This is a genomic window from Syntrophomonas curvata, from assembly GCF_052976825.1.
On sequence record NZ_CM129641.1, the window covers coordinates 2,599,328 to 2,613,323 of the forward strand.

Sequence of the window (13,996 nt, forward strand, 5' to 3'; positions counted from 1 at the left end):
TCCTTTATCCAATTGTCAGCTGCGGCAAGTATGGCGTTAAGTCCTGCCATGAAAGTTTTCCCATATACATTCGTAAGGTAAAATAAAAGTGGAAGGAGAGGAAGGTAATGCACATTTTACGACGAAAAAAGCCGTGGGCCTTATCCGGGCTATTATTACTTGTGATGATACTGGGCATCTGCAGTGTGGTTTACGCTATCAACAGTGGTCAAACATCGGCAAAGCCTGAAGTCGAGCCACCGGTAAAGACAATGGAGATACCAGTGGTAGGTACGGTGGGAAAGCTGCAGGAACTGCTGACTCAGTCCGCTGCCCTGCAGGATAGTCTGTATGGGCCACGCCGTGATATGATGAAGGAAAAAAGTATGGCAAATGTTTCCGTAGATGAGGCTGCAGCACCTGCGGAAGCTCCAGTTGCTAATGGCAAAGCCGACTATTCGGGAACCAATGTCCAGGTTCAGGGTGTGGATGAAGCTGATATAGTAAAGACTGACGGCAATTACATCTACATGCTCAATCAGCGCCAGCTAAGTATCGTAAGAGCTATACCAGCGGATAAAATGCAGCTCGTTGCCAAAATCAAGTATGATAATAATAACTTTAATCCCCGCGATCTTTATGTAGATGCCAAACACCTGATTGTAATCGGCGATGCTTATCGGAATAATCCTCAACCCCTTTCCCAGGAAAAAAGGATGATATATCCCGGTCCGCCCCAGTACAGTTCTCAGACCTGCAAAGCTGTGATTTACAATCTCAATGATAAAACCAATCCTGCTAAAAACCGGGAAATAGAGCTGGAGGGTTATTGTCTTTCTACCCGCAAGGTCGGCTCCTCCCTCTACCTGGTAGCCAACCGCAATATCGATTACTACCGTCCTGGTGACCCGGTGATACTTCCTTCTTACCGCGACTCGGCCACAGGCAAGGATTTCCAACATCTGTCGTGTGACCGGATTAATTATTTTCCCGACTGCCTCTACAACGCCTATGTTATGGTTGTGGCAATTAACACCGACAACCTGGATCAGAAGGTTGATATTAAAACCTACCTGGGGAATGGAGATAACATCTATGCCTCCCCCTCCAATCTGTATATAGCAGTAAACAGCTATCCCCGGGTACAACCCCTGCTTAAGGACAGTGCTTTCCCTGAAAAACAGGCCGAGGTTGAAACTGAAGTCTATCGTTTCGCCCTGCAGGGAGCCAGCACCGTTTGCACGGGTAAAGGAACGGTCCCCGGCGCCATACTCAATCAATTTTCCATGGACGAGCATCAGGGATTTCTGCGCATAGCAACAACCAGCGGTGATATGTGGAACCGTGGTGATAATACTTCCAAGAATCATATTTATGTCCTGGATAAGGAGCTTAAACCGGCAGGCAAACTGGAAAACATCGCCCCCGGCGAAAAAATATATTCCACCCGTTTTATGGGAGACCGGGCTTATATGGTGACATTCAGAAATGTAGACCCCTTCTTCGTGATTGACCTTAAAAATCCGCAAAAGCCTCAGATTCTGGGTAAGTTAAAGATACCCGGCTACAGCGATTATCTCCACCCGTATGATGAGAATCATATTATCGGCTTTGGCAAGGATACGGTGGAAATGAAGGGCTGGAACGGGGAATCGCAGGCCTTCTACCAGGGTTTGAAGATAGCCGTCTTTGATGTTACCCGGGTCGATCAGCCGGTAGAAATGTCCCGGGCGGTAATCGGTGACCGGGGAACCGATTCCGAGCTTCTTAATAATCACAAAGCCCTGCTCTTTTCCAAGGAGAAGAACCTGTTAGCCTTTCCGGTAACCTTGATGGAGCTGGGAGCAAATAATACGAAGAAGGTAGACGGGGCTCCGGCCTATGGCTCTTTCACCTTCCAGGGAGCCTATATCTACAATATTGATTTGAAAAATGGCTTGCAGTACAAAGGCCGCATCAGTCACCTGGAATCTGATGACTACCAGCGGGCAGGAGATTACTGGTACGACAGCGACAACAACATCAAGCGGGTACTATATATAGGTAATGTCCTTTACACCGTTTCCCCCGGCCAAATTAAGGCTCAGTCCATAGCCGACCTGAAACCCATATCCAGCCTGAAGCTGTAATGGTCTGAGGGGTGGGGAATCGTAGACGGACTGTCCCCTGCACCCAGAGACTTATAGCATAAAAAGGCCGGCGCAATCTGCCGCCGGCCTTTTCCGAAGTATAATCAAGGAGAAGCATTACCGGTTATATTCTTCAATTTGCTTATCAGGTTGCTCCTTGTTTCTTTTAGCGCATCCTGCAGTTGCCGCACCGGATTTTCCGTTCTCCAGACAGCTAGTTCGGTCATGCTCAGCAGGATTCCCGACAGCCTGAACCAGTAAGTAAAGAACCGAAAAACGGGCAGGAAAAACACTACCCACCAGATTTTTTTCACCCTTTTCCGGTAATCGGGTAGTGCCTCCCTGAGCGCAACCAGGAAATAGAGAAAATCCAGTATCAGATAACATACATAAAGACCAGCAAAGGCAGCAAGAACCAACCGCAAAGGATAACCCAAAAAATACAAAAAGGGTACCAGAAAAGTCCAGGTCATCCGGGAAAAAGCCAGGGTATGATCCACTATCAGCATACGCCCGGCAAACTGGCTCATACCCCGGCCGAAACCTCCCTTTTCATCAGCATAAAGCGCACTCACCTCAATCTGGCCTCTCTGCCAGCGCACCCTTTGGGAATAGAGCTTGCTCCAGGAAGAAATCGGTTCTACATAGGCTATGGCTGATGAAATGCAAGCCATCCTGGCTTTTCCCTTTAACTGATACTGGCGCAGATGAAAGGTCAGATCTGTATCTTCCGATACGGTACGTTCGGAATACATAAAGGATTTTAAAATCACGTCCCGTCGGAAAGCCGAAAAAGCCCCGGCCAGAGTAAATAAATTATTGGTCAGGCTCTGGTATCTGCGGCCAACATTAAAAGCTACCAGGTACTCAATCTCCTCGCAATAGTGAATAATATCAATAAAACGGGTTTGTTGTCCCAGTTCTTTGTCAATATGTATTGCCCCTGTAGCCGCCACCAGGGTAGGGTCATGTTCGAAGCTCTCCACCATATGCAAAATAGCATGCTCATCCAGCCTTGCGTCAGAATCCACATTTATAATATAATCACCCTTGATTACGTATATTCCTGCATTCAGGGCTATAGATTTACCTGCCGACTCCATGCTGACCCAATTCATATTGGTAAGAGGGTATTGATTCTGGAACTGGCTGTAGATTTGAAAGCTGCTGTCGGTACTGCCGTTATTGACACAGATGATCTGGATTTTCTCCAGCGGATATTGTTGCTCGATAATGGAACGCAGGCATTTAAAAAGGGTACCTGCTGAGTTATGTACCGGCACCACTACCGAAACATAGGGTAAATAAGCGAGATCCGGGATACTTTCTCTTTCTTTTCGTTCCGGAAATAGATACACCATTACCATATAAACCAGAGCCATAACCGTATCTATCGCCAGCGGAGCCAGCATCCAGATTCCCCAGAACAGAAGAAAGGCTAAACTTCTTTCCCAGAAGATATCAAACATTATCTTCTTTCCTCCGGATACGTTGTAAAGATGGGCGGGTAAAGAGATACCAGTAGACTATGATTACCAATAGGAAGAAAACCAGCCTGCCGATAAGGGTGTGGGCTATATATAAAGTCTCTCTACCTCCATAATTTATTACCAGTACAATAGTAAACAAGCGTATTAGATTAATAATAAACAGGGCCAGAAGTCCACTCAGGGTATAACCGATTCTTTGCCGGTAATCAAAAGCGGGGAAAAACCAGAGCAGGCCCAGTAAAACACAGGACTCAAGCAGGCCGGAGCATTCTATGTCGATATCAATACAGGTCCAGCTGTTTTCCAGTGCCAATAGTACCAGTACCGTTCCCGGGGCCTTATCAAAAACACAGGTTTGGATCCCCAGGAAAGACAACCCATGATGGAGCAGCAGGCCCGTCCACTGCTCCACCGCATATTCTACAGCCGAACTCCTTACAGCCAGAATAGCAAGAATAGTCAGGCCCACCGCCGTCCAGATATAGTAAAAAATCCATATCCGATGTTTATGTAAATAGTACCCGATCAAAGCCCAGACTAGAGTTCCAAAAATCCAGTAAATCATGCCTTCATTCTTTTCCTGATGATATACGTACCCGCCAATAAGACTGCCGTGAAAATCGCAATTAAAGCCCAAAGCGGCATAATAGGTATCGGAGACCACTGAATATCGCCGTTATCCGGGCAACGATCATTGATCAAGTTGTAGCTCTGCACATACATTCTTATGGACTGGGCCGGAAACATATGCAAATCGTCCATGGATACGCCGAACTCACATTTTCGTCCTCCCCGGGGAGTGCACTCCCCCCATTCGCCCGAATAGCTCTTCATATACTTTCCATTGCCTTTGTAAAGGTCTATACTTACCAAACCATCCAGAAAGGGATGGTAGTGAATCAGTAGGTAGCGGTCGTTACCGTTATGATATATTCCATTATCACTTAGATCCAGGTTTAAGCGATATACTGTAGGCAAGGGGTCGTCAATATTTCCCCATCCCCGCCGCTCAATCATGAAATAAAGATTACTGTCATCGTCATTGGTAGCCCAGTAAAACTTTAAAATATCCCCGCTGGGATTAGAATCATAAGCCGGGTCCGCTATAGATGCCTGCCCCTCCCAGTCATCGAACTGACCATCGAGGGTGATGGTACTACTTGCAAACACACCGGATGGTAAAATGAATAAAAACACGCACAAGACAGTTAGTCCGGTTAACCATCGAATTCTTGATTCTTCCACTTTGCTCTCCCCCCCTGTGTATCAAACAACTGAAGCATCAACCAATCTGGAAAGCCATCATCCACACCCCTATAATAATCAAACAGGCGCCTGCAATCTGCACTGCGGTAAGCTGTTCTTTAAATACCAGCCAGGAAAATGTGATTACAATTAAAAAACCCATACTGGTCATTACTGGATAGGCAACACTGAGCTTCATTTTACCTAATACCCAGCTATAAGCTACCAGAGCCAGAGCAAAAAGAGCTATTCCGGTTAGTATACGTACGTTGCCTGCCATATGTATAAAATGCGATGCGACGGTTTCTGCTTTTGAGGTATTATGTAGCATCCCAGCTTTTATTAGTATATTAGCACAAGCATTAGATAGAATTGCTAATAGCAAAACCAGATATTCAGTCACCGTTGAGCCTCCTATTCATCATATTCATCAAATAAACGGCCCCATTGGAAATTCTTTTTTACATAAGCCATTCTCTTTTTTCCTTTTATCGGCCACCAGAGAAAATCATGATAAAAATAGGAGCCAAAAATAAAAAGATTGACCAGCGGAGAACGGAAGAAAATATTCTGGATTTTTTTGAGAGGGCTAAACCATAACAAATCACCTACAAGGCTGGCCATATTGTCACCCACCGAAAATCCAAAATTCAATCCTTTAATATCCTCCCCCACGATCTCAATCTCACTTATCCTGCCACATCCGAGTCCACGCTCATGGGCCAGACGTATATAATCAATTGACATCGGGTCAAATCCCATTATTTTTGCTGCTACAGCATCTATAGCCACTTGGTCGGCACTGGCCATGATATAGTCTTTCTCAATCGGAACCATAGTTCGCGGACCAGGTCCATTGCCACAAACCGTGCCATCCATAACAGCAAATAATCCGCTGTGAATTTCTTTTTGGATACTCAACAGATCCACCAGGGTTTCATGAATAACACTGTGGGTATAATGCCTCCTGGTGTTCAGTAATCCACCAAATGCATTTTTCATTGCCCCCGTAGTCGTAGTATAAATATGGCACTTCATAGTAGGCAAATGAACTATGTTTTTCCCCAAAAAATAGTCCGGTATCCGAATTCCTTCGGGGAAAACACTGCCCAAAGCCAGCATTTTTGCTTTCGGTTGGTATTTAATCCATTTCATATCGGAGTCCTTAAAATTATATAACACAGGAATACCGTATTTATTGAAAATGGGTTTGTATTTATTAAGCTTTTCGCCTTTGTAGGCATTGGTAACAACTGTTTCATTTTGAACACAGGTAAGATCAGTGTACCCCATAGCACGTAAACCCAATATGGTGCCTTCCAACTGCCATGGTGTCGTATTGGCACTTAAATAAGGAAAATGCCATGATATATTATCTTTTAAAATAGTTGTAGTATTAGAATCGAGTTGTTTATTAATTTGAGCGATTTGCAGTAGCTTCTGGTAATCCTCTAATACTGTCTCCGGACAGGTTCTCAATATGCAAACCTTACTGGCAGCCATTTTTTATCCTCCAATTACGCTCATTAAATCCTGGTTCCAATTCATACCCACATTGCATTTCTTCCAGTAAGCCAGCAGGGCATCGTAGACTCTAAAAATAAAAACAAGATAATCTGGAGGCAACATTGGTTCTTCCCATGGCCTGGAGGCCAGGATAGTGCTTACCTTATATCGCCAGTTCCATTCTGCCGGAAACGTGGTTTTATTCCAGGTATAAGGTTCAACTATGCTGTCAATCAGAGGTTCCAATACTGGTTCATAATAGCTTATAATCTCCGGGGCAAACCCCATATCTGTAAGATTTTTTATAAGCGCCCCCGATTCAGATTCTTCATGATATCTGCCGGCTTTGCTTATAATACTGCCCAGGGCTTTACGTGCAGAGTCCGGAATCTTCGCCACACACCCAAAATCCAGGACTACCAGCCTTAATCCATCGCCTTTTTCAATCAGGAAATTTCCCGGATGAGGGTCTGCATGCAGTTGGCCCCAATGCAAGATGCTTTTTAATATAAAGCGGTGATAAACGCTTAAGAACCATTCCTTTTCGGCTAACGTAGCGTCATTTAGGAATTGGTGCAGATTTTGTCCATCTGAAAACTCGCTAATGATTATCTTTTCATTTGTATACCCAGGCACCAACTGTGGGATTTTTATTTCCTTCGATTGTTTGAATATTTCACAGAAAATCTTTTGTGACCGCTCTTCTTTTATATAATCGGTTTCTGAGGTAATTTGGTCAGCCACTGCCGTGGCAAGGTTTTGAAAATTCTTTTTTATTTGAGCAGGTAACCGGGCGCCTATAATATTGAACAACCGTTGCACAAAACGTATATCGCTCAGAAGGTGGTCTTTTATCCCTGGATGCTGAACTTTTACCGCGCACAGTTTTTGCTCCAGTTCCAGGCAATATACTGCTCCTATAGATGCTCGAGCCACAAAACTGAATGCCATACCCGGAAAAGCCTTTTGCAGTTGCGCCTCGATCGTCCCTGTGCTATTTAAGGAAGAAATTACTTCAGGTATAGCTTCATTTTTGATCGCTGCTTGCTGCCACAATTTTTGGCTTAAACCTGGCTGCCCAATCAAAGTAACAGAGCCCTTTTCCTGCCCTTGCGCCAGACGATATAAAGTTAATAACAAACACATTTTACGATTAATGAGGGAAAACAATTCTATCACCTGTATATCAAAATAATAACAAATAGAACCCAGGAAAGAACACAAATAAGCAAGGGTTTATCTTTATATAAAAGTTCAGTTGGATCGCCTCCTTCTTCCTGAAGGTGGAGAAGATACAAATACCTGAAAATACCGTATATGACCCAGGGTAAAGTAAAAAGCAGACTATCTGTTCCAAAGCGACTAACAGTTTCGGGAGAAACAGTATAAAGAGCATATGATAGCAGGATTGTAGCAGTGATAGCAGCAATCATCTGGTCAATAAATTTTACATCATATTGCTCCAGCACCCTGCGGGAAGAAGGGCTCAAAGACAGTAATTCATAACGTCTTTTTCCCAATGCCAGAAAAAGAGCAAGCAAGGCAGCAGCAATCAGGAGCCAGTTTGAAGCTTTTACATCTATTACAACTGCCCCTGCGTAAACCCTTAAGAAAAAACCTAATGCGATAGACATCACATCTAATATAACTATTTTTTTTAGGAGTAATGTGTATAGAATATTATTTACAAGGTAAACAAGTATCACCACTAAAAAGATTAATGATAATTTCCAGCCAATATATAAGCCGAGTATTATTAACAAGATACATAGGAAAACAGCCGGTTTTATATTAATTCGGCCTGCGGCCAGCGGACGGTTTTTCTTTTTCGGGTGATTGCGATCCTGGTTCAAATCGTTGATGTCGTTAAAAATGTAAACTCCGCTACTGAGTAGACAGAAGGCTAGAAAAGCAATTGTGGCTTTCCCTAGCAGCAACCAATCGGTTAGATTTAACGAGAATATCAAAGCAACATAAACAAAGAAATTTTTTATCCACTGATTAACCCGCATTAGGCAAACGATATTAATTATTCTATTCGTCAACCGCTTGAACATCTACTTTCTCCTCCCTTTCTCTACTTTTGAAAACAAATGTTAGATATAGAGCAAGGAATCCAACTGATAGAACGGAAAATAATTTTCCCCAAAGATAGACGCTTGTCGGCTTTATTTCCAGGTCTATAAGATTGTCCCCCCCCGGCAGGTTCAATCCAATTAGATTTTCAAAAACAAAAGTCTTTACGGGGATTCCATTAATCTTGACTTTAAATGTATCCAGGGCGGCAATCGGCAGAATTATATCTTCTGCATGTTGAATGTTGTACTCAAGATGGTATCCTGTAGAATTTACCTTATATTCTTTAAATGGAATAATATTTGATTCCTCATATAGTTCAGATATATTAATTATATTTTTTAAAATATTTTGGGCTTGCATATCTTTGGTTAAAAACCCATGATAGGCAAGATTAGCTCCCAAAAACCACACCTTGCTTCCATCTATTTCCTTAAACCCATATAGCGCCGATTTATTTCCCATATGATTAAACGACATTTCAATCCCATCCAGCCCCTGTGGCGAATGGGTTTTCCAACCTGGTGAGGTATTGTCAAAAGGCTCTAGATTAATCATGCCACCCCTGGTTTCAAGCATTAGCCTTTGGTGCAATTCAACCGGTTCGGCATAAACCTCGAGGAATTTTGATTGACGTGATAAAACATCCTTTGGGAAACTGGTAAGGTCTACTATTACTCGCCCTCCCCTGCGGGCATAATCCAAAACCAGCTTTTCAGCATTTCTTTGCAGGTGCCAGTTTGCACCACTTAGAATAATGATGGGATATTTTTTTAAGAATGAAAGGTCATAATCATCGATTCTGGTTGATGACCCTACTTCTATGGAAGGGAATTGTAAAGCATATATACTTGCATGCTTGCCTATGGCTAAACATTTATGATTCTTTCTGACCATATAAGGTCCTACAGCTCTATTCCAGTAAGTTAAACCCTTGGAGGAGCTTACCCGCTGATAACCAGCCTGGTTTGCCAGTTTCTCAAAATCGGCAACTGAAGATATCGAATTGTCTTTTACAACAATGTCAGTAGCACCCAGATAAACCAACCTTTTAAATAAATAAGGGTAATAACTTTTATTAATGGCGGTGTTTAAGAGCATAATTTGGGGTGCGGTTGTTGCTCCCTGCCAGGCCCAACCAAAAACCTGATCCCGCTTGCCATATTCGGAGAAAAAGTAAGCCGGAGCCGAGCCTAAGGAGCTAAGATCCATGGTCGCCTCTCTCCAGCCTTCATTGCCGTGAATATTATTGGCACATTGTATAATAGTTTGAGGTTCTTCTCTGCCTCCTATCAGTAAAGGTAGTGATAAAAATGAATCCGTTAGAAGAACTATAAATAATAACCCCATCAGAAGCGAGCGCATTATTCGTTCACCTGGATTAATAACCTTCAGGAAAGTTTCGTCAAACGCCAATCCGGCACTTATCAGAGCAAAAGCAAAAAATGTGGAAAACCTTAACGGCCATAAAATGTGATTTAAAGGCAATAGCTGATGGAGCCAGGAAAACGAAGGAAAAGTTAACAGAACCAAGAAAATTCCAACTATAATCAGACTTTTAGCCCAGGCTGGTTTTGAACGCCATTTTATCAATGAAACTACCGTTACTAGGAGCAAGGCTATGCCCCAGTAAAAAATTTCCTTGTTATGTAACCGAAAGATGGGATTAAAATAAAGCCATGCAGAAGTATATTGGATACCACCGGCGGAGGCAGCTGCATCCATGCCGGTTATGCCTCCCTGAAGACTGGGCAGCAGCCACCAGGCAGAACTTAGGATTCCTACTAGTAACGCTCCTATCCCCCTGATCACACCGTAAAAAGTGCATCCCCCAAAAAGCCACCATAAAACTGCAAACATAACAAGGCAAATACAGTAAACTGCACTAATCATTACATGGGATAGAACAACTAAATGAATAATTAAGATAGTACCGATAAGTGCCCGTATCTGCTTTTTGTTTTTTACTGTGTTCATGAAAAACACAAACAGCAACGGTAGTAAGGCAGTTGCCAATATCCTGGGCAGGTTGCCTTCGGACAGAGCAATCCGTACATTGTCCGGCCATATGACCCAGATTATACCCATCAAAAGTGCAGGATAAAAACCGATTTTGCGGGTTAGAGCCAGGCAAGATATCCCTCCCAGCAGTGCGCAAAGAAATATGTAACAGTTGTTGGCAACAAATATATTAGACGTAAATTGTTTTATTAAAACTAATATATAATATGAAAGCGGCGGCCAGTATCTGAAAGGTTGGCAGCCGTTATACCAATCCGGCATGAATTGGGGATAGTAATTGCCGTTCACTATTTGCCGATACAAAAACTCGGCCTTGAATAAATGTCCCCAGGTATCCGAACCCCAGGGGTATATTTTATAAAGAGGGGCATTTAATAGCGGCCAATACGCCCAGATTGCTACTCCTGAAATAACCATTATAGCAACGATTATTTTCCACAGGGGATAACTGGGCCTTTTCGCCTCTTCTTCAATTGAAATATCCTGAGATTTTAGGCGTAGTCTTAAACTGGTTAGCAAGCCTTGGGGCTGACCCGCACCTGGATAATCTTCCCCCTGTGCTAACCCGCTATGATTACCATCAGGTTCGTCGATAAGGTTATTACTGGCAGGTGTTATATTGCCTGTGCCTTCTGTTTTGTCTTCTTTCTCACTTGCAATTGGGTTAACAACCTGGTCAGTAGACTGTCCTGAATCAGGTTGGTTTTCCGGGGCGGGAGCTTCCTTATCCAGGCTCACCGCCGCCTCGTTCAAAGCCTCTTTTGGTATTGCAGCCGGTACTGGCTTTTTTTCTTGACTGGAAAAAAACTGAGGCAGCCTTTCCGCAATCTCAATCCCTTTGGTCGGGTTCTCCCACACGGTAAGTCTGACCAAATTGACATCGAGATTTTCCAGGGCGTCGCTAAGGGAGTTAAAAAAATAGACACTGATGTTTTCGGTGAGAGGTTCAATGATATCGAAAGGGGATACTTCATTGAGTATATTTCTTTGGTAAGGCGCCAAAAGCTTATTGAGTAGTTTGTCCAGATCTTCGAATTTTACAAATGAATCATATTTGACCGGTACTCTGGCTTCAGCCTGTAACTGCCAGGAATGCCCGTGAGTTTTTCCCTTCTTGTCGGCAAAAACCATATAGTGCCGGGCATTGAGGAAGGCTACTATTTTCATGGTTATATAACTGGCCTGCTGTTCCGCTACGCTATAGTTTTTATCTCCATCCGCAAAAGCATCACCGGTATCTTCATGGTCAATAAAAGGACCGGCTTTTTCACAATCATTGTTTACGGGCAGGGTTGTAGCATCATTGCTTTCACAGCAATTATCCGGGGAACTGTGCGATTTCCCGGGAGCTCCCGCAAACTGAGATCCGGCTTCAGCATTCTTCTCTAACGCTTCGTTGAAATTTTCCATGAAAACCCACGATTGTCTCCCTTTGAACATATACTCTGTATCTACTATGCCATAATATTATCCCTTTGTCTTGCGGTTAACAATAATTTATTATTTTTTACTCGTCTGCCAATTATTAGCACCATATTGTGCCATCTATACGTTAAAGCGCGTAATCAATCTCTCCACAGATTGCATGTTATCCTCAAGCTCCTCGGAAACCCTTTTCAGCTCCGGCGTAAGCGCAGCAATCTGGGCAGCATTATCAGCAATTGACTGGGCTCCATGAGAGGCTTCGATCACAATGGCAGAAGTTGATTCGATGGAAGAGTTTATTTCCGCCATGGCTTTAACCAGCATCTCTATATTCTCCTGAAAGCTCCGGGTCAGGTTGTGGAATATACGCGAATCGGTAAAATATTGCTCTCCTATCTTATTCATAATGCCATAATCCCTGATGACAATCTTATCGATAAAACCCAGCAATCCGTTGGCATTGTTAATCAAACTGGTAATTGATGCCTGCAGTTGTGAAGTCAGAATTTTTATATCATTAACCGTCTGGGCTGAGTCTTCAGCTAATTTGCGCACTTCGTTGGCTACTACCGCAAATCCCTTGCCGTGCTCCCCGGCTCGGGCTGCTTCTATAGCCGCATTGAGTGCCAGCAGGTTAGTTTGTTCCGCGATACCGGCTATTCTTTGAGCCAAATAATTGATCTGTTCAGCTACCTTGGCCTCCTCTATAGACTGCAATATATCGCTCTGTATTTTGTCGTACAGTTTAGCGGTCTTTTCTAGGGCCACCTGGGCTTTTTGCTGAACTTCCAATGCTCTTTCCTCTGTTTCCCGACCCTGTAATTGCCCTTCTTCCGATTGCCGGGCCAGTTCATTCAACATGGAATCTATCTCCTGCCCCGAGGCGTTTATTTCTTCAATGGCAGCGGAAATTTCTTCGGTTCCGGAGGCAATTTCACGAGTCGCCAGAGATGCCTCCCGGGCATTGGCATCTATTTTGCGGCTGTCTGTCGCTAGCTGTTCTCCCAGGTATTGCACCCGGGAAAACTTTTCTTTTATTTCACTTAGGGTGTGACCGGTCTTCTTTAAAGTTATATCAAGATTTTCGGCTATTTGTGCAAACTCATCTTTCCCCCGGCTGGCAAATTGGGCCTTTAGATTTCCCCGTGACACTTCATTTAGTACGGCCTGAAGTTCTTGGGCCTCCCTGGAAAAATTCCGGGAAAGATAGTACATCAAAGCAAAACCTAACAATAGTATCAAGCAGGACATGAGGGCTGATTGCCAGTAAATATCCCGGGTGAGTTCCAGCAGGCGGGTTTTCTCTACCCCGACGAACAACATGCCGATCACCTGCCCACTGGCGTTATGAATAGGTTTATACAGGGTTTCATAGATTTTACCCACCACCTCGGCTTCACCGCTGTACTCTCCCCCCTGTTTTAGAACTGCCTGTTCAACTTCCGCTGCGCATTGGGTGCCTACCGCCCGTTTGCCTTCTTTTAAAACGTTGGTAGCTACCCTGGCGTTGCCAAGGAATATAGTAGCCAGAGACCCGGTTTGTTGCTTGATTTCATCTACCAGAACCGTATCATCATTAATCAGATGCTCACCTTTATAAAGTTTTCCATTCCTGGTCTCCCACTCCCCGGGATAGCTGAGCTCCAAAAATGAATATCCCAGTTGAGAGTCGCTTTTAAGCTTCTCTGCGATATCCTGAATTGCCATGTCGTTTACTGTCTTTAAGGTGAAAAAGAAAGAAGCCGTCCCAAAGACAATCAATATGATGGTAGCTACAAACATAACTTTATTTCTAATCGAGAATAGCAAGTTATCCCCTCCCATAACCTTACCTTGACTCTAGATGATGAGTTTACCATAAATGTAATTAATTTCAAAGTCCCTAATTGTATCAATATTTTGTACCTATTTGTACCTCTTTGCTATATTGGGACTTCTAATTTATAGGGCATACTATGAGTAATCCCCATTATATTGTTGTTCAAGGGGCTCTCTTTATTTTATGGCCGGAAGCTGACAAAAATGAAACTTTTCGTCTCATTCAGATCGATATAACCCTGGCGTAAACTGGTCGCATGTGGCAGGCGATAAAAGGTTAACCAGTGACTACCGATAAAGGGGAAA

The 13,996-nt window shown here is 43.5% G+C and carries 10 protein-coding genes; 1 reads left to right on the forward strand and 9 read right to left on the reverse strand.

Going from position 1 to position 13,996, the window contains the following annotated elements; all coding sequences use genetic code 11:
* The first annotated feature begins 107 nt into the window (after window positions 1-107).
* Complete coding sequence (locus ACU70B_RS11830) at window positions 108-2,108, forward strand: beta-propeller domain-containing protein (protein ID WP_447183727.1); 2,001 nt, start codon at window positions 108-110, stop codon at window positions 2,106-2,108.
* A gap of 104 nt (window positions 2,109-2,212) precedes the next feature.
* On the opposite strand, the gene ACU70B_RS11835 is transcribed toward ACU70B_RS11830, so the two are convergent.
* The 9 genes from ACU70B_RS11835 to ACU70B_RS11875 form a co-directional block, all read right to left on the reverse strand.
* Complete coding sequence (locus ACU70B_RS11835) at window positions 2,213-3,577, reverse strand: TIGR03111 family XrtG-associated glycosyltransferase (RefSeq protein WP_447183728.1); 1,365 nt, start codon at window positions 3,575-3,577, stop codon at window positions 2,213-2,215.
* On the reverse strand, window positions 3,570-4,163 hold the full coding sequence (gene xrtG / locus ACU70B_RS11840) for an exosortase XrtG (RefSeq protein WP_447183729.1): 594 nt from the start codon (window positions 4,161-4,163) through the stop codon (window positions 3,570-3,572). The genes ACU70B_RS11835 and xrtG overlap by 8 nt, the downstream gene beginning before the upstream one ends.
* Window positions 4,160-4,843: a DOMON domain-containing protein gene (locus tag ACU70B_RS11845; protein WP_447183730.1), complete on the reverse strand. Its 684-nt coding sequence runs from the start codon at window positions 4,841-4,843 to the stop codon at window positions 4,160-4,162. The genes xrtG and ACU70B_RS11845 overlap by 4 nt, the downstream gene beginning before the upstream one ends.
* A 37-nt stretch (window positions 4,844-4,880) precedes the next feature.
* Window positions 4,881-5,246: a DMT family transporter gene (locus ACU70B_RS11850; RefSeq protein WP_447183731.1), complete on the reverse strand. Its 366-nt coding sequence runs from the start codon at window positions 5,244-5,246 to the stop codon at window positions 4,881-4,883.
* 11 nt (window positions 5,247-5,257) lie between these two features.
* The gene (locus ACU70B_RS11855) at window positions 5,258-6,346 is read right to left on the reverse strand and encodes a DUF362 domain-containing protein (RefSeq protein WP_447183732.1); all 1,089 of its coding nucleotides are present in this window, start codon (window positions 6,344-6,346) and stop codon (window positions 5,258-5,260) included.
* Between the two features lie 3 nt (window positions 6,347-6,349).
* Complete coding sequence (locus tag ACU70B_RS11860) at window positions 6,350-7,435, reverse strand: AarF/UbiB family protein (RefSeq protein WP_447183733.1); 1,086 nt, start codon at window positions 7,433-7,435, stop codon at window positions 6,350-6,352.
* Between the two features lie 89 nt (window positions 7,436-7,524).
* A complete protein-coding gene (locus tag ACU70B_RS11865; protein ID WP_447183734.1) occupies window positions 7,525-8,406 on the reverse strand; it encodes a decaprenyl-phosphate phosphoribosyltransferase in 882 nt (293 codons plus the stop codon).
* On the reverse strand, window positions 8,384-11,857 hold the full coding sequence (locus tag ACU70B_RS11870) for a 6-pyruvoyl-tetrahydropterin synthase-related protein (protein ID WP_447183735.1): 3,474 nt from the start codon (window positions 11,855-11,857) through the stop codon (window positions 8,384-8,386). The genes ACU70B_RS11865 and ACU70B_RS11870 overlap by 23 nt, the downstream gene beginning before the upstream one ends.
* Before the next feature lie 135 nt (window positions 11,858-11,992).
* A complete protein-coding gene (locus ACU70B_RS11875) occupies window positions 11,993-13,681 on the reverse strand; it encodes a methyl-accepting chemotaxis protein (protein WP_447183736.1) in 1,689 nt (562 codons plus the stop codon).
* Window positions 13,682-13,996 lie beyond the last annotated feature (315 nt).

Bases quoted from the DNA above. Each gene is read 5' to 3' on its own strand.
- ACU70B_RS11855 (WP_447183732.1), bottom strand. From the start codon at position 6,346: ATGGCTGCCAGTAAGGTTTGCATATTGAGAACCTGTCCGGAGACAGTA.
- ACU70B_RS11835 (WP_447183728.1), bottom strand. From the start codon at position 3,577: ATGTTTGATATCTTCTGGGAAAGAAGTTTAGCCTTTCTTCTGTTCTGG.
- xrtG (WP_447183729.1), bottom strand. From the start codon at position 4,163: ATGATTTACTGGATTTTTGGAACTCTAGTCTGGGCTTTGATCGGGTAC.
- ACU70B_RS11870 (WP_447183735.1), bottom strand. From the start codon at position 11,857: ATGGAAAATTTCAACGAAGCGTTAGAGAAGAATGCTGAAGCCGGATCT.
- ACU70B_RS11830 (WP_447183727.1), top strand. From the start codon at position 108: ATGCACATTTTACGACGAAAAAAGCCGTGGGCCTTATCCGGGCTATTA.
- ACU70B_RS11865 (WP_447183734.1), bottom strand. From the start codon at position 8,406: ATGTTCAAGCGGTTGACGAATAGAATAATTAATATCGTTTGCCTAATG.